We start from the raw sequence: 17,165 nt of genomic DNA, 5'->3' as shown, positions 1-17,165 counted from the left end.
CTACTGGTCCTACTGGTTCTACTGGTTCTACTGGTCCCACTGGTCCCACTGGCTCTACTGGGACAATCTCATTAGCTTTCGGTAATTTTTGGCAATCAGACTTTATTAACATTCCTATTGGAGGACTTTTTTCTTTTAACCAGAGTGGACCAATTGCAGGGGGCGTTTCTTTATTAAACCCTACTACAATTAGCATCACACAAGCTGGTATTTATCAAGTGTCTTTCATTGCTTCAATTGATTCAAGTTTGATTACTACATTTCCTTACGCGGCTGGCATTTCTATACTCTTAAATAATAATCCAATACCAAACGCTCAGGGAAGTTTTGGTATTTTAATTTTAGCTCCAGTGAGTATAACTTGTAATCAACTTACTGGTCAATTGATTTTGTCAGTTCCAGCCAATTCAACAATTAGTCTAACAAATATTGGAAGTGATAATATTATAACCTGTGATGATGGTATAAACGCCTTAGAATTAACCATTTTCAAATTAAACTAATAACAGTATTCTTTAAAACTAACCGCCGTTATGGTACCCATTTCTCAGTTTAAAGAAAGTCAAACTTTAATCAGTGGGGGTTTTGTTCATTCCACACTGATTATTAGCCCTCAGCAATCGGGCTTTTACAGACAGCAGGGCTTCCACCTAACTTCTCTGCTCCAGTCAAATTTTTAGGTGGGAGTCTTAGTGCCTGCAAATGGAGCCGATTCTTTTCTCCATTCCCTGCTAAATGAATTTCATTTTCACACCTCAAGCTCATTTAAATAAACATTCAACTCCTCTCGCTTTTGATATATTTTCAATTAATAAACACGCTATAAGTTCCATATTGAACTTAATTTTCAATTCAAATTTAGCAATGAATTTCACTAACTCAAAAAATAAAAGCCAGCCTCAATAAAGAGAACTGACTTCTATCTAGAAAACTATATAAATTATAAAATTTTCACTTTAACTGTTTGTCTTCCCCAATTCATAGCCTTACTTTTTGAACCCATTAAAACATCAATGCGATTACCTTTAATTGCACTTCCCGTATCACCAGCAATTGCTTCTCCATAACCTTCTACCCATACTTTAGATCCTAATGGGATTACTTTCGGATCAACTGCGATAATTCTCATATTCGGATTAGCCGTTAAATCATGCCCCATCGCAGTTAAAACGCGTCCACCATATGTACCATTTTCACTTGGATCAGCAGTATATGCTGTCGCTACGACCGTTAATTCACGTTTAGCGGACTGTGTGTTATTTTTAGACTCTTCTTTTGCCTTTATTGCTTCTCGTTCTCTTGCTTCTTCCTTAGCTTTGGCTATCTCTTGTGCTTTTGCTTCTTCCTTGGCCTTGGCTATTTCTCGTGCTTTCGCTTCTTCCTTAGCCTTGGCTATTTCTCGTGCTTTTGCTTCTTCCTTAGCTTTCGCTATTTCTTGGGCTTTTGCTTCTTCTTTAGCTTTCGCTATTTCTTGGGCTTTTGCTTCTTCCTTAGCTTCCGCTATTTCTTGGGCTTTTGCCTCTTCCTTAGCTTTCGCTATTTCTTGGGCTTTTGCCTCTTCCTTAGCTTTTGCTATTTCTCGTGCTTTTGCTTCTTCTTGGACTTTCACTTCTTCCTTAGGTTTTACTACTTCTTGGACTTTTACTTCTTCCTTAGGTTTTACTACTTCTTGGACTTTCACTTCTTCCTTAGGTTTTACTACTTCTTGTTCTTGGACTTTTACTTCTTCCTTAGGCTTTGCTTCTTCTTGGACTTTTACTTCTTCCTTAGGTTTTACTACTTCTTCACTTCTTCCTTAGGTTTAATTGTTTCTTTTGCCTTTGTTATCTTCTGTGTTGTAGCTTCTTCCTTAGCTTTAACCGCTTTTTGTACTTTCGCTACTTGCTTCGATTTCTCATCGGCCTTTTTTTCAATTGGTGCTGTACTTGATAAGAAAGAAACATTTGCATAAGCTGTTTTTCCTTTATACTCAAATTGCAGCCATCCATCTTTTACTTGATGCGTTGATTCAATTACATCATCTTTTTTTAGTCTGCCAAGAATTTTTGATTCTGTGTTTGATTCAGAACGTACATTTAACAAGTCTGCTGTTACATGGTAAATATCTTTTGTAAACTCCGAGCTTACAAATACTTCTTTACCATTCAACTCAATTTTTGACCAACCCTCTTCGGTATTGATGACTTTTAACTCTTGCCCATTTTTTACCTTTTCGACGACTTTTGATTCCGTAGTCGGTTTTTCACGTACGTTGAGTACATCTGCTGTTACGATCGTTTCTGCGGTAGCAGTTGTAGTAAATGCACCCAATCCAAAAACAGTTGCTGTTGCTGCACCAATTACTTTTTTCATATTAACCTCCGTTATATTTTTTTGAATTCTATCGAATTCTCCCATCAAATCAAAGGATTTTATGGAAGAATTCGCAGCAGTATATTTATACCATTTAATATACTGCTATTAAAACTCTTTATTCTAATACTATCAAATTCTCATTTCTAATTCTATATATTATAACTTTCCATATCTCCTATAAACGTTCAATCCCCCTCTTCAAACTTAATAGTTTTCTTACAATTAATAAAAAATATAGAAAACGAATCTATCCTCAATATAACCAGAAATACACATATGACATGTTACGACTTTAGTAAAGATCGTACAAATGAACTTTTAAAACATTACAAGATTCAGGTAATCTTACATTAGATGGAGCGTGTTTTACTGAAAACAACGGTTATGATAGTGTAAGTAATAATGTTAAAGACAATCTTTTCTGAAAAACAATTAAAATTTTAGTTTGGAGGAATACTATGCAAAAACTATATTTTAATAAATTTGAAGCAACAAATTTCGATGTATATTTTCAACTCGTTTCAATGAAAAAGTGATGGCACAAATTACTGAACGTGCCATTCCGTTAGAAGAAGCACAAACTGACTTTAAAAAGTTGATAAATCGTAATGAAAAACATCAACTATTCGGTTCTTATAAAGTATTTGACTTTATTACAAATGAATATATTGGACTTGGCCACATTACGTTGAGTGAGGAGAATGAAAAAGAAGCTGAAATTGGATATATGTTTTTACCCGAACATTGGGGAAAAACATATGGTAGTATGGTTGCACAAGAGTTAATGAATTTAGTAAAACAGACAGATGTAAACGTACTAAAAGCAATTATTGATCCAAACAACATCCCTTCGCGCAAAATTTTACTAAATGTCGGTTTTACATCTGAGAAAGTTTGTGAGATTGATGGATTGTCTGGAGAGATATTACGTACATATATTTAACTAAATAAAAGGCAATACTACTAGTAGTATTGCCTTTGTCTCTTAGCCATCATTTCACGGAATTATGGCTTTTTCTATTTACCATTATTCATAATTTTAAATTGATGGCTGCGTTATTTATTGCAGACAATCAATCTTCCTACTATACAATAGAAAACGTCATATACACTCCAACAATGAAAAATACGGCAAGTGTCTTAATTATTGTAATACCAAAAATCTCTTTATAAGCTTCCCGGTGCGTTAATCCTGTAACTGCAAGTAAAGTTATTACTGCTCCGTTATGAGGTAAAGTATCCATACCTCCTGCCGCCATAGCAATTACACGATGCAGCACATCTAACGGAATATCAAAGTTCGCTGCCGCTTCAATATATTTTTCTGCCATTAAACCTAATGTAATACTCATTCCACCCGAGCCTGATCCCGTCAGCCCGCACAATATATTCGTCATGACTGCTCCACTAATTAAAGGATTTGAGAAAGTCCCCGTTAAATAGTTTTGAATCATGATAAATCCAGGTAAAGCTGCTATAACGGCACCAAATCCATACTCGGCTGCAGTGTTCATAGCTGCTAAGATTGAACCACTCACACCAACGCTTGTAATTGATTGAAAATGTTCTTTTACCGCTTGGAAGTTTAATAATATAGCAGATAATATTCCGATAAGAAGTGCCATTTCCACTGACCAAATCCCCACGACTTGTCCCATATCAATTGTTCCGTACTCCTTCAAACCTATGGATGCAAAATCAAATCCCTTTGTATACCAAACCGGAATGAATTCTGTAAAGACTTTATTCATCACTCCAACCAGTACAAGCGGGAGAAATGCTATCCAGTAACTAGCTGGAATTACATCGCTGGAAGCAATCGGATTTTGCACCAATTGCGTGCTAGTTGTAGCAGCCATCTCAGAAGTAGCACCACCTTTTCCGAAGTACCCCTCTCCCTTTGCAGCAGCCTTCTTCCTACATCTTTCCAAATACAACATGCCACATATAAAGATAAACAGTGCTCCTATAATTCCTAATGTAGGAGCGGCATAAATATCTGTTTTAAAGAACGTAGTTGGAATAACATTTTGGATTTGAGGCGATCCAGGAAGTGAATCCATCGAAAACGTAAATGCACTGAATGCGATTGTTGCTGGAATGAGACGTTTCGGAATATCCGCCTCGCGAAATAATTGCGCCGCAAATGGATAAATAGCAAATACTGCGACAAATAAACTGACACCACTGTATGTAAGAATCGCTCCCATTAATACGATGGAAAGAATTGCTCTTTTCACGCCTATAAAACGGATAATAATTTTCGCGATTTTTTCTGCTATTCCAGTGATTTCTACCACTTTACCAAATATCGCTCCAAGCAAAAATACAGGAAAATATAATTTTATGAATCCGACCATCTTCGCCATAAAAACATTAGAAAAGAATGGTAAAACATTCGCCGGTTCTGTTAAAAACACAGCGAGCAACGCACATAACGGAGCGAATAAAATGACTGAGAATCCTCGGTAAGCCACAAAAATAAGCAAGCCAAGCGATAACAATACAATCAATAAATCCATAACCCCCATCCCCCTCAATAATATGGATTTTTTAACTTTGTATCCTTTTCTGTTTGTATATATTGTGGTAATGCCTGCCAGAGGCAGGCATTACTTTTTGGCATATTATAGTTATAGCTTTTTATTTATGATGAAAGATTGGTGCCCTCTTTTCTATAAAGGCCTCCACTCCCTCTCTTACATCACTCGTTTGAAACACATGTCCGAAATTTTCAGCTTCTATTTTTAGTCCTTCCTCAAGAGAAGAAGATAGCCCCTTATCGATAGATTGCTTCATCAAAGATAATGCAGGAAGAGAGAATCGAGCCATCTTCACAGCTAATTCCTTCGCCTTATTCAGCGATTTGCCACGCGGAACAACATGATTTACCAAACCAACTCGCCATGCTACTTCAGCAGTGAGTGGTTCACCAGTAAACATCATTTCCTTCGCACTTGCAGTTCCTATTAATCGAGGCAAACGTTGTGTTCCTCCCGCACCTGGAAACAAACCTAATTTCACTTCTGGAAGCCCGATTTGGGCGTGTTCTTCAATAATCCGTAAATCACACGATAAAGCTAATTCACACCCGCCCCCAAGGGCTAATCCGTTAATAGCAGCAATTACAGGCTTCGGCAATCTTTCTATTTTATTTAACGGATTCTGAAGCCACAATGATTTTCCCTCCGCATATTCAATCCCTTTCCCAATCCATTCCGGAAACGACTTAATGTCCCCTCCTGCAACGAAGGCCTTTTCTCCAGCGCCAGTTAGAAGTACAACAATTACTTCATCATCCCTTTCAATTTCATCGACCACTACCGTCAGTTGTCCTATCACAGCACCACTTAGTACATTCACTGGAGGATTATCAATGATAATCCTTGCGATTCCATTTTCTTTGGACCATGTAACAACCCGTTTATTTTCCAATCCAATCCCCTCTTTCCAAAATGTAATAAAGTAAAGTCATCACATCAACTCGTTCTTTTAATTACATAACCGACCTGTTCGCGATCCCAAGCACTGCCGATTCCTTCCTCCTGCAGCTTGAACTTTTGAATCCGTTCCGTCGCAGTTTTTGGGAAAGTTTCACTGAACTGAACATATCGAGGTACCATAAAGTAAGCCATACGTTCTTGACACCAATCTATAACCTCTTCGTGGGACATCGTTTCATCTTTCTTTACTATCACATATAATTTGACATCCTCTTCTCCCACTTCTGAAGGGACACCGATGGCCGCGGATTCAAGTACTTTCGGATGATTATTCACAACTTTTTCGATTTCCCAAGAGGAGATATTTTCCCCGCGCCTCCGGATACACTGTTTGATTCGATCACTAAAATATAAGTAACCTTCCTCATCTAGATAACCGCGATCTCCTGTATGGAACCATCCCTCCCTCATCGCCTCCTCTGTTTTATCAAGCATTTTATAATAACCTTCCATGAATGCTTGTCCCTGTAATGAGCGAATGAAAATCTCTCCAATTTCACCGGTCGGTGCTTCATTTCCATCCTCATTGACAATCTTCGTCTCTACGTAAGAATATGGTTTTCCTATAGAAGGCGGCTTATTGGCATGCAATGGATTCGTTACACAAAAACCCGTTGTTTCCGTTAATCCGTAGCCTTCCACAATCCGTACACCAAATCTCTCCTCAAAAGGCTTCCAAAATTCCTTAGGAGTAGCAGCACAAGCCGTTATCCTTACTAAATTGTCATTATCGTCTTCTTTTTCTGGCTGCTTGCAGAGAATAGGAATTATAGATCCTAAAGAATTAAAAATGGTTGCGCCATGACTGCGAATTTCATCCCAAAATTTAGAAGCACTAAACCGCTTACCTAGAGCAATCGTCGCATTGGAAGAAATGGATCCGAGTACTGTATGGGCCTGGGCATTTATATGAAATAACGGAAGCGCTGTAAATAAGACATCTGTTGACCTTGCGCCAACCATATAGTTGGCAAATGACTGCGCAGAATTTACATAGGCAGCATGACTTAACATGACTCCTTTAGGTAATCCAGTCGTTCCAGAAGTATAAAGGATACTGTTAATAGAAGTAGAGGAAACAAATACAGTTGGAAGGTGATGATTATTTGTATTTAGTACATCTTTTAATTCGATTACTAACCGCTCTTTACCATCACCCGCAATGACTGCGCTTTCATTCTTTCCGTAAGTAACAATTTGAATGTCCATATGTATAAATGACAAACAAGAGACAATTTGAGGAATAAATTCCTTATCAACGATAATTAACTTACAATCAGAGTGAGATACAATATACTGCAAACCTTCTCCTTTTAAATGCACATTCAGAGGCACCGCAATTGCTTCCATAAAAGATAAAGCAAACCATACATCCAGATATTCAGGAGTGTTATGAAGCATAATACAAACTTTGTCTCCTTTTTGAATACCGAGTTCACAAAATCCCGCTATGGCTCTTGTAATTCGATGATATAGCTCCTCATACGTAACCCTTTGTTCTTCAAATTGTAAATACACTTTATTTGGTGTTTTTTCGATACTTTGCATAATAATATGCGGTAAGCTATGATTTTCCAGCATTGCATTCCATCCCCTTCCTGCTAAAGTCCTTTTTATTTACATAGCAAGAAACATGCCAAAAGCTACTCATTCCCTATTTCCTTATTCCTTCGTAATCTCCCTTACTTTTCTAACCTCACATGTCGCATTTGCGCTACAAACATTAGCAACCATGTCGCATCTATAAGAAAATGTCGCAAAAAATAGACAGTGTTTATTGCCACAAACAAAAAAAGGGCCTGTTTGCCCTTTACATTCCTTTATGACATTTCGTATTTTTCTATTTTTCGATATAAGCTGGCCCGATGAATTCCTAAAAGTTCGGCTGCCTCTTTTACATTTCCAACTGTTTTTTCCAAAGCTCTCGTAATCGCACGTTTTTCAGCAGACTCTACTTCTGCCTGCAGTAAATAACTCATCTCATGCTTCTCCTGGTCCAAAGTAAATATTTCATGGTATAACGTTTCTTCCAAATCTTTTTTCCTTAAATAGGCAGGAAGATGATGCACTTGAATAATCATCCCTTCTATAACATTCATCGCTCGTTCTAACACATTCTCTAGCTCCCTAATATTCCCTGGCCAATCATGCTCCATGAATATATCTCTCACTCTCTCATCTAATGAAATAACGTTACTACCTAACTCACCATTCAATTTCTTAATTAAAAATTCCGTTATATGCATCATATCTTCTTTTCTCTCTCGTAACGGTGGAATACCAATCTCAAACACATTCAGCCTATAATATAAATCCTCCCTGAACTCCCCTCTTTGCACCATTTCACGGAGATTTCGATGTGTCGCCGCAATGAAACGAACATCAATCTTTTGAATTTTGGTACCTCCAATTCGTTCAATCTCTTTCTCTTGCAATACACGAAGCAACTTCACCTGCATGTCCAAAGACATATCACCGATTTCATCTAAAAACAACGTTCCCTTATCGGCTAACTCAATCTTCCCAGGCTTACCGCCTTTTTTCGCTCCTGTAAAAGCCCCTTCTTCGTATCCAAACAATTCAGCCTCCAAAAGATTCATCGGAATCGCAGCACAATTTAATCGAATGAATGTATCACTAGCACGCGGACTTGCACGGTGTACCGCATGAGCAAAGAGTTCCTTTCCTGTACCACTTTCTCCTCTTATCAAAACAGTAGACCGACTTTTAGAAACCTTCAAAGCCATCATTTTGACTTCTTTCATTTTTGCACTCTCACCTATAATGCTTTGAAAGGAAAGCCGCCCTTCTTGCAGCCGCTGTAATTCAGTTTGATAGTATGATAACTTTGATTCCATTTCACTAATTTGATCTCCTAAAGCTTTAAATTGCTGTATATCATGAAACATAATTTTACCAATTGCTCCAATAATCTTTCCTTCTTTAATAATAGGTATGCGCGTTGCGATTATATTCCGATTACTTATACGCTGGATATGCCCAATTTCCATCCGCCCCGTCTTTACAATAATATGCATCCTCGTATTCTCAACAACCTCCGTACAATGCTTTCCAATCGCTTCCTTCGGATCATTAATTCCTAAAAATTGAGCATACGAGCCACTTAAAAAATTGACAATTCCTTGTTCATTTACCCCTAGAATGCACTCAGACAGTAAATTTAAGGCACTTTCATATCGACTTATGGCACTTTCTAAAGACTGTATACTTTTACCTTTGCTTTCCAGAATGATAATTGATCCGTATTCTGTCTCATTCTGATATACACGGGACTCATTCACAGTTAAAACTTGGTTGCCACTCCTATATTCATACCTATACAAACTATCATTTTGATTCACGAGTAGCTTTTTACGATCAGGAATAATCGTTGATATATGCTCACCTACTATTTCATTGTCTTTTTTATGTAACATGATACAGAATAGTTTGTTGCTATATGTGATGATTCCATCATGACTTATAACAGCAATTCCGTTATTCATTACTTGAAGAGCCTGACTAGTTACCTGCAAATTCATTCGTTCGTCCATATGCATTTGAAAGCCCCCCATCCAATTGCGCTCTTTTTCGCATGTATTATATATTCATTTTAAATATTTACTTTCCTTTGGTTTTTCCGTTTGAAGTTATAATTTCTTGAATTAGTTCAATAGCTAATTCACCGGTGAGTTCTTTTTTGATACTAGGAAGTTTTTAATAAAATGAAGAAACAGTTGGTGGATTGCCTTCCATCAACTGTTTTCATTACGAATATTGGTGATAATAACCATAATTATCAGGTTTACTTTAGCATAAAGTCCTATCTCCAAGCTTCCAACTAAACCATCTTCCATGCCCTTCCGTTTCTCCAACCGTTTCACGATATTCGTTGCCGTTAATATAATAATCAATATGAAAGTCCCGGTCCCACATGTTGTTATAAAGATGGAATACATCACGCTTTGCACCGATTTCTTGGATTTGTTTTTCTAGCTTACGTTTTACTTGTTCAGGTATTTGATTTGCGACGTGTGTATGGAAAATACAGATAACCGCATCATCATTTATTTGTTCAATAATAGATGGTAATAGTTCTACACCATTTCCTTCTATTAATTTGACAGACTCATTTTTTACTAAAGTTGCTGCTTGGTCAAACGTTTCTAGTCTTTCTTTATGTTCTGGCCAAATGAGTGCACGTAGCCATAAATAATCTTCGTCACTATGTAAATCATTCACATGTAAATCTAGTCCGATTCTTTCTACGACAGGTGGACTTTCTTTTAATAAATGAGGCACATTCTCCCCTCTTATTTCAGAAGTTAAATGTACATTCGAATTTATATTTCCGTATGTTTCACCTGTACCGTACGAATAGCTATATTGGTCCCAAAATAGTTGTAATCCAGAACTTGTACCAATTTCTATTAACGCTAACGGTTTATTCACTTTATTAAATATGTAACTGAAACTTGGATATAAGTACGCACATCGTCTTACTTCGTTCGTTTGAACGAGTTTCGTTTGTAATAAATTAATAATTTCTTCTCTGTACATTTTACAGAAATCTTTAAAATGATCAAAAGCTTGATCTAAATTCGTATTGGCATGTTCAACTAAGCTACTATAATACGTTTTTAGATGATGTTCTTTCCCTGCTAGCAATAAATAATGTACTGCACCTAATAATAAGTTTGGGACTGGTTGACCTGCTTGAGCGTAGGAAGATAGTGTAAGTACTTCCTCATCTTCAGCTATTTTTATTGCTACGTATTCATATAAGTCACTTGACCCTTTACATTCTTTTATTGAAAAATTTCGAAATAAGTTTGCGATTTGTTCTTGTGTACGCATGTGCATCCCTCCTTTTAAATTTCAGAATAATCATACAATAAGCGGAGCAAAAAGTCCCATAAAAAGGTATCCTTTCTACCCACTTTTGGATACGTAAGCTTTTTCGAGATAATTTCAAACTGTAATTTTTTTCTATTCATTAACTGAAAAGTGCTTGTTAAATAAGAATTTTGGCAAATAAAGCGTTAAATATTTTAAAATTATCAGATAACACTAGATATTTTAGTCTATTAATTATTATAATAGAGTATGAGATGGTTATATAATTGAGACAAAAAAGGTATACACCTAGGTGGGGCCTAGGCGGTGTTTCTCTTTTACGGCTTAGACATAGAAAACACCTACTCTTTTTTGCCAATATAGGGGATGGAGAGATTATCATGAGCAACATGCAGCAAAAAACAGACGTTATCTTAATTGGTGCAGGAATTATGAGTGCAACGTTAGGCTCATTACTAAAAGAATTAGCACCTGAATGGGAAATTAAAGTTTTTGAAAAACTCGCAAGTGCCGGGGAAGAAAGCTCTAACGAATGGAATAATGCAGGTACAGGGCATTCTGCGCTTTGCGAACTGAACTATACTTCCGAAAAATCTGACGGATCTATAGATATTAGTAAGGCTGTAAAAGTGAATGAGCAATTCCAGCTTTCAAGACAATTTTGGGCATATCTTGTAAAAAGCAAACTAATTCGTAATCCACAAGATTTCATTATGCCTCTACCTCATATGAGTTTAGTACAAGGTGACAAAAATGTTGAGTTTCTAAAAAAACGTTTTGAAGCGCTTTCAAAAAATCCACTGTTTCAAGGAATGGAATTTTCCGATGCTCCTGAAACATTAAAAAAATGGCTTCCACTCATTATGGAAGGACGTACATCTAATGAACCGATGGCTGCAACAAAAATTGACTCTGGAACAGATGTTAACTTCGGTGCATTAACACGAATGTTGTTTGATTACTTAAAAGCGAAAAATGTCGAGCTAAACTACAAACATAGTGTCGAAAATATTAAACGCACGAAGAATGGTTTGTGGGAAGTAAAAGTACACGATATGAATAGTGGTAAAATTGAACATCATACAGCAAAATTCGTCTTTATTGGCGGCGGTGGTGGTAGTCTACCTCTACTACAAAAGACTGGCATTCCTGAATCAAAACATATCGGTGGATTCCCTGTAAGTGGACTATTTATGGTATGTAAAAATCAAAAAGTTGTAGAGCAACATCATGCGAAAGTATACGGTAAAGCTAAAGTTGGCGCTCCGCCAATGTCTGTACCTCACCTTGATACGAGATATATAGACAATAAAAAAGCTTTACTATTTGGACCGTTCGCAGGGTTCTCACCTAAATTCTTAAAAACTGGCTCAAACCTTGACTTAATTGGTTCTGTAAAACCGAATAACGTCTTAACGATGTTAGCAGCTGGTGTAAAAGAAATGGGATTAACAAAATACTTAATTCAACAAGTTATGTTATCACACGAAAAACGTATGGAAGAATTACGCGAATTCATTCCGAACGCGAAAAGTGAAGATTGGGATATTGTAGTTGCTGGGCAACGTGTGCAAGTAATTAAAGATACTGATGCTGGCGGTAAAGGTACACTTCAATTCGGTACAGAAGTTGTCAGTGCAGCTGACGGCTCAATCGCTGCATTACTAGGTGCTTCACCAGGTGCCTCTACTGCCGTTCACGTCATGCTTGAAGTATTAGAAAAATGTTTCCCAAGCCGCATGATAGAATGGGAAGAAAAAATAAAAGAAATGATTCCTTCTTATGGCATTTCACTAACTGAAAATCCAAGATTGTTCCAAGACCTTCACACTTCTACAGGTCGTACGCTTGGATTAAATGAAAAAGAAACGGTTCATAATTAATGAAGAAATTAAAAAACGCCCGATATATTCGGACGTTTTTTTGTTACTAGAAATTATATTTATCGATATTCTCCTTCGTAAATACAACCCGCTCTGGTAATACGATAATTCCGTTTCCTTCTGCCTCATAATCATAACCTTGAATGGAATTTGGCTCTACTTTCACTTTTCCGATTCCTTTTACTTCAAAGCTATCCCCTACTTTTAACTTCTTCCCTTTTACAACAATTTCATTCGCAACATACGTAGCGAGTGCGCCTTGCTGTTTTACATCCCATAAACCAAATTGCGCTACTGTACCTCGTTTTACATAATCACGCATAACATTCGGTGTGGAAAATCCAGTTACAACGACTTTTTTATCCATTTTCAAGTTTTCGGCTGCTTGTGCCATTGCCGGAAGTGCTGTTGCATCTGGACAAATGACTGCATTAATATCTGGATACGTTTTTAAAATGTTCTCCCCTACAGACAAAGACTTTTGTGCATTATTTTCACCGTACTGTGTCGTTACAATTTCCCAGTTCGGATATTTCTTTTTAATAATTTCTTTCGCTTTCGTTACCCATTGGTTTTGATCCGTTACAGTTGGACTAGAATAAAAGAAGGCTACCTTTCCTTTATCTCCAATTTGTTTGGAAGTCATTTCAATTAATAAATTAGCAAGTTGGTCTGGTGTTCCTTGGCTTATATAAAAGGAACGATCTTTCGGATTCACATCAGAATCCCATGTTAACACTGTCATTCCTTTTTTCTTAGCACGTTGCAGTGATTGTGATAAACCATCTACTGACGTAGAAGAGACCATAATTGCATCATAGTTTTGGTTAATAAAATTGTTTATATATTTCACTTGCCCTGATACGCTTGCTTCAGACGGTCCATCATATTTCACTTGTACGCCTAGTTTATCTCCCATCTCTTTCGCCCCTTCACCACCTGATGTAAAGAAGCCAACTCCAGTTAGTTTCGGAATGAATGCAAATTTCACATCATCCGCTTTTTTCTTATCTGCCGTTTGACTAGAACAAGCAATTAAACCGATTAAACAAATGCATACAATGAATACAATCCCTAGTTTTCTCTTCATGACATTTCCCCCTTATGCAAGTTCTTTCTTTTCCCCAGTGTGAATTGATGTAATTTGAAATGTCTCATTATAACTGAAAGAATAAGGATAATACCAATCACTACGTTGGATTGTTCATTTGTTAAACCCGTCATTTGCAAGCCATACTGCATGAGCCCAATAAAAATACTCGCCAGTACAGTACCGATAACGCTTCCTTTCCCCCCTGTAATAAGTGTCCCACCTAATACGACTGCCGTAATAATTGGTAAAATTGTTTCACTTCCCATATCAGCACGTGCCGAACTGAAATATGCAGTTAAGAAAGTGCCCCCTAATCCACCTCCTAACCCGGAGAGTATGTAAGCGATGATGACTACTTTTTTCGTTTTAATCCCGGTGTATTTTGCTGCATTTTCGTTCGCACCTGTTAATTTTACGTGGCGCCCATATATAGTTCGGTGAAATAATACAGTACATAAAACTGTTAATACGATTAGAATCCATAATAAATTCGGTATCCCTATAAAACTACCGTTTGCCAGTTGTACAAATGCGTCAGGTAATCCGCTTATTCCTTCATACCCAGAAGCACCTGCCCCTCCTGAAATGACGAGTGCAATTCCGCCGTATAAAAACATCGTTCCAAGTGTAACGACAAGTGGCTCTACATTTGTCATTTTTATAATGAATCCGTTTAAAGCTCCTGCTAAACAACTAATTATAAGAGCTATTATGAAGGCTAGCAAAATAGGTATTCCGTTCATCCAAAGTACACCGATCAAGATTGAAGTGAGCCCCATTATTGAGCCGACCGATACATCAATTCCTCCTGTTACAATAACGAAAGTCATTGGTATCGCCGCTATTGCTATAAATAAGAAATCATTTGTACTAAAAAGGAGATTACTAACGTTTAAGAAATCACTATTTATAAAACTAAAGAAGATGAATTCTATAAGAAGGAATACAATTAGAACACCTTCCCATCTGTATAAATACTTCATAGATTCATCCTCCTTTCTACCTTCCACTTTTTCATAACACTATCTAATATGACGATTAGTAATAATAAAAAACCTGAAATAGCATTATTCCAAAATGCTGGTATTTTTAAAAAGACGAGTGAACTGCTTATCGCCTCTAAAAACAATGCTCCTAATGCGGCTCCAAAAATAGAACCTGTTCCCCCTTTTAAATGAATTCCTCCAAGCACAGCTGCTGCAATTACTTGTAATTCTAATCCTGTACCCGTTTGATTAGGGACGAACCCGATATTCATAACAAATATGCAACCAGCGAGTGCAGCGCTTATGCCTGATATAATAAACGCATATATCTTCACTTTATTAACAGGTATACCAATGAGTCTCGCGCCCTCTTCATTATCACCAACCGCATAGAAATACCTTCCGTATGGTACTTTCATTAAAAAGAAGTGTAGTAGTAGCAAAATAATAAGAACGAACCATACAGTTATGGGCAAGCCAAGAATGACAATAGATGACATCTGCTTAAAATCGTTTGGAATATCTTCAATCCACTTCCCGCCTGTGAAAATCAGCATTGCTCCTCTAATAATTCCTAACATGCCTAATGTCATAATAATGGCTGGTACCCGAAACTTCGCAACTCCAATACCATTTAAGAAACCGATAATGGCCCCAAGTATAATAGCAGCAAATATTGACATGGATGCACTATACTCATTCGTTAACATCATCCCGCAAACTGCTGCACTTAACCCCATAATCGAGCCAACTGATACATCTATGTTTTTCGTAAATAAGACGAACGATTGGCCGATTGCTAGCACGACTAAAATAACGCTTGATTTCACCATTAAAGATAACGAGTCAAATTGAATAAAACTAGGGTTTATCATTCCGACAATAGCTATATAAATTAGTAGTAACGTTATAATAGACGTTTCGTGCATTTTTAACATGCGTTTCATTCCGCTACACCTCCGTATGCAAGGCGTGTAACTTCATTCACACTCAGTTGTTCTTTTTCCATATGAGAAACAAATCGTCCATTCCTCATTACATATACACGGTTTACTAATTGAACAATTTCTTCAACATCTGAAGAAATTAATAAAATTGCGATTCCTTCCCTTTTCATTTTTTCTATCGTCTCATACACTTCAAGCCTTGCCTTCGCATCAATTCCACGAGTCGGTTCATCAAGAATAATAATTTTCGGATTACACGCAAGATATTTTGCTAGCACGACTTTTTGCTGATTACCTCCTGATAAAGATGTCAGTTCTTCATTCATATTCTGTACAACAATTTGGAACTGTTCTATAAACGAATTAACTAAAGCGCTTTCTTTTTCTTGATTTATAAAAAAGCGATTATTTTGCTGTAAACTTGCTGCTGCAATATTTTCTTTAACAGAAGCAATTGAGAAAATTCCATTCCTCGCTCTATCCTCTGGCACATAAACTAGCCCTTCGTCTAGCCTTTTATGCAAAGAACACGTATCAATTGATTTTCCTTCTAATAAAATAGACCCTGATTTTATAGTTTTCAATCCAAATATTGCTTCTGCTAATTCAGTTCTGCCAGATCCTATAATGCCAGCAATACCTACAATCTCACCCGCATGTACAGTGAATGATATGTTTTCGAATGCGTGGCTCGTTACATCAACTACTTCTAATATTTTCTTCGTTCCTTTTGTCACTTGCACAATATCTCTTTTCTCTTCTTGTTTATACCCTTTGGGTAATAATCCCTCCATTAGCATGTCATATGTATAGTCACATACATCTCCTTGACTTACAATCATTCCATCTCGTAATATTGCTACTTTGTTGGCAATTTCAAAGATTTCTGGAAAGCGATGTGTAATATAAATCATCCCAATTCCTTTTTCTTGTAAACTTTTCATCAACACAAAAAGACTCTTAATTTCGTGAGTTGTTAATGTCGATGTTGGCTCATCTAAAATAAGAATCTCGGCTTCTCGTATTAATCCTCTAACAATTTCTACTAACTGTTGCTGCGCAATGGATAATGATGCTCCTAGCTTATAAAGGTCAATATCCCACCCTAAGCTGTTAATCAATTGCTGAACTTTTACTTTCAGTTCCCTTCTCTTCCCTTTTATCCCAATGCATATATTTTCTTCAATAGTCATATGCGGAAAAATGAGCGGTTCTTGCGGTATTAAATAAATACCTTTTCGGTGCGCTTCTGACGGATTTGAAAACTGTTGCTTCGTTCCTTTTACATACATTACTCCATCATCATACGAATATAACCCCGTTAATATTTTCATTAATGTTGATTTCCCGGCACCATTTCCCCCAACTAAAGCGTATATATCTCCACGCTCTACTTGTAAGTTCACTTCTTTTAATACAAGTTGATTTAAAAACGCCTTACTCATTTTCTTTACTTGTAATAAAGGTACGTTCTCCACTTGATATCACCTGCCTTTATGCAGAACATTTTTTGAGAAAATGATTATTTGTTCTACTTGTTT

Annotated in this window: 11 protein-coding genes and 2 pseudogenes; 3 read left to right on the top strand and 10 right to left on the bottom strand. The window is 36.8% G+C overall.

Annotated elements, in window-relative coordinates; genetic code table 11:
- The coding region (locus DN390_RS27035) for a BclA C-terminal domain-containing protein (protein ID WP_147808982.1) at positions 1–503 on the top strand (503 nt) is incomplete at its 5' end.
- Positions 504–940: 437 nt separating this feature from the next.
- On the opposite strand, the pseudogene entB reads toward DN390_RS27035, so the two are convergent.
- A pseudogene (gene entB, locus DN390_RS27030) lies at positions 941–2,352 on the bottom strand (cell wall-binding protein EntB).
- A 461-nt stretch (positions 2,353–2,813) separates the two neighbouring features.
- Here entB and DN390_RS27025 point away from each other — a divergent pair.
- Positions 2,814–3,298: pseudogene (locus DN390_RS27025) on the top strand (GNAT family N-acetyltransferase).
- A 142-nt stretch (positions 3,299–3,440) separates the two neighbouring features.
- Here the strand turns inward: DN390_RS27025 and DN390_RS27020 are convergent.
- The 5 genes from DN390_RS27020 to DN390_RS27000 all read right to left on the bottom strand — a co-directional run bounded on the left by DN390_RS27020 (position 3,441) and on the right by DN390_RS27000 (position 10,715).
- Positions 3,441–4,877, bottom strand: a complete 1,437-nt coding sequence (locus DN390_RS27020) for a GntP family permease (RefSeq protein WP_147808981.1) — start codon at positions 4,875–4,877, stop codon at positions 3,441–3,443.
- A 121-nt stretch (positions 4,878–4,998) separates the two neighbouring features.
- The gene (locus tag DN390_RS27015) at positions 4,999–5,790 is read right to left on the bottom strand and encodes an enoyl-CoA hydratase (RefSeq protein WP_147808980.1); all 792 of its coding nucleotides are present in this window, start codon (positions 5,788–5,790) and stop codon (positions 4,999–5,001) included.
- Between the two features lie 44 nt (positions 5,791–5,834).
- Positions 5,835–7,439: an ATP-dependent acyl-CoA ligase gene (locus DN390_RS27010; RefSeq protein ID WP_147808979.1), complete on the bottom strand. Its 1,605-nt coding sequence runs from the start codon at positions 7,437–7,439 to the stop codon at positions 5,835–5,837.
- Between the two features lie 239 nt (positions 7,440–7,678).
- Positions 7,679–9,418 carry a sigma 54-interacting transcriptional regulator gene (locus DN390_RS27005; protein ID WP_147808978.1) on the bottom strand — a complete coding sequence of 580 codons (1,740 nt, stop codon included), beginning with the start codon at positions 9,416–9,418 and terminating at the stop codon, positions 7,679–7,681.
- A 250-nt stretch (positions 9,419–9,668) separates the two neighbouring features.
- A complete protein-coding gene (locus tag DN390_RS27000; protein WP_147808977.1) occupies positions 9,669–10,715 on the bottom strand; it encodes a DUF2332 domain-containing protein in 1,047 nt (348 codons plus the stop codon).
- A gap of 380 nt (positions 10,716–11,095) precedes the next feature.
- On the opposite strand from DN390_RS27000, the gene DN390_RS26995 reads away from it, so the two are divergent.
- Entirely contained in the window at positions 11,096–12,598 is a 1,503-nt protein-coding gene (locus DN390_RS26995; protein WP_147808976.1) for a malate:quinone oxidoreductase, read from the top strand.
- A gap of 46 nt (positions 12,599–12,644) precedes the next feature.
- Here DN390_RS26995 and lsrB read toward each other — a convergent pair whose 3' ends face one another.
- From lsrB to DN390_RS26975, 4 genes are read right to left on the bottom strand one after another with little or no spacing between them, the layout of a single operon-like run.
- On the bottom strand, positions 12,645–13,688 hold the full coding sequence (gene lsrB / locus DN390_RS26990; RefSeq protein WP_147808975.1) for an autoinducer 2 ABC transporter substrate-binding protein LsrB: 1,044 nt from the start codon (positions 13,686–13,688) through the stop codon (positions 12,645–12,647).
- On the bottom strand, positions 13,685–14,674 hold the full coding sequence (locus DN390_RS26985; RefSeq protein WP_147808974.1) for an ABC transporter permease: 990 nt from the start codon (positions 14,672–14,674) through the stop codon (positions 13,685–13,687). The genes lsrB and DN390_RS26985 overlap by 4 nt, the downstream gene beginning before the upstream one ends.
- Complete coding sequence (locus tag DN390_RS26980) at positions 14,671–15,624, bottom strand: ABC transporter permease subunit (protein WP_147808973.1); 954 nt, start codon at positions 15,622–15,624, stop codon at positions 14,671–14,673. Before DN390_RS26980 ends, DN390_RS26985 begins: the two co-directional genes overlap by 4 nt.
- Entirely contained in the window at positions 15,621–17,102 is a 1,482-nt protein-coding gene (locus tag DN390_RS26975) for a sugar ABC transporter ATP-binding protein (RefSeq protein ID WP_147808972.1), read from the bottom strand. The genes DN390_RS26980 and DN390_RS26975 overlap by 4 nt, the downstream gene beginning before the upstream one ends.
- Positions 17,103–17,165 lie beyond the last annotated feature (63 nt).

Source organism: Bacillus sp. SH7-1 (assembly GCF_008042405.1).
In the GTDB taxonomy this organism is placed as follows: Bacteria; Bacillota; Bacilli; order Bacillales; family Bacillaceae_G; genus Bacillus_A; species Bacillus_A thuringiensis_N.
This window is presented reverse-complemented; position numbering and strand designations above follow the sequence as displayed.

Coding starts and splice junctions, on each gene's coding strand:
- DN390_RS27020 (WP_147808981.1), bottom strand. CDS start 4,877: ATGGATTTATTGATTGTATTGTTATCGCTTGGCTTGCTTATTTTTGTG.
- DN390_RS27010 (WP_147808979.1), bottom strand. CDS start 7,439: ATGCTGGAAAATCATAGCTTACCGCATATTATTATGCAAAGTATCGAA.
- DN390_RS27005 (WP_147808978.1), bottom strand. CDS start 9,418: ATGCATATGGACGAACGAATGAATTTGCAGGTAACTAGTCAGGCTCTT.
- DN390_RS27000 (WP_147808977.1), bottom strand. CDS start 10,715: ATGCGTACACAAGAACAAATCGCAAACTTATTTCGAAATTTTTCAATA.
- DN390_RS26995 (WP_147808976.1), top strand. CDS start 11,096: ATGAGCAACATGCAGCAAAAAACAGACGTTATCTTAATTGGTGCAGGA.
- lsrB (WP_147808975.1), bottom strand. CDS start 13,688: ATGAAGAGAAAACTAGGGATTGTATTCATTGTATGCATTTGTTTAATC.
- DN390_RS26985 (WP_147808974.1), bottom strand. CDS start 14,674: ATGAAGTATTTATACAGATGGGAAGGTGTTCTAATTGTATTCCTTCTT.
- DN390_RS26980 (WP_147808973.1), bottom strand. CDS start 15,624: ATGAAACGCATGTTAAAAATGCACGAAACGTCTATTATAACGTTACTA.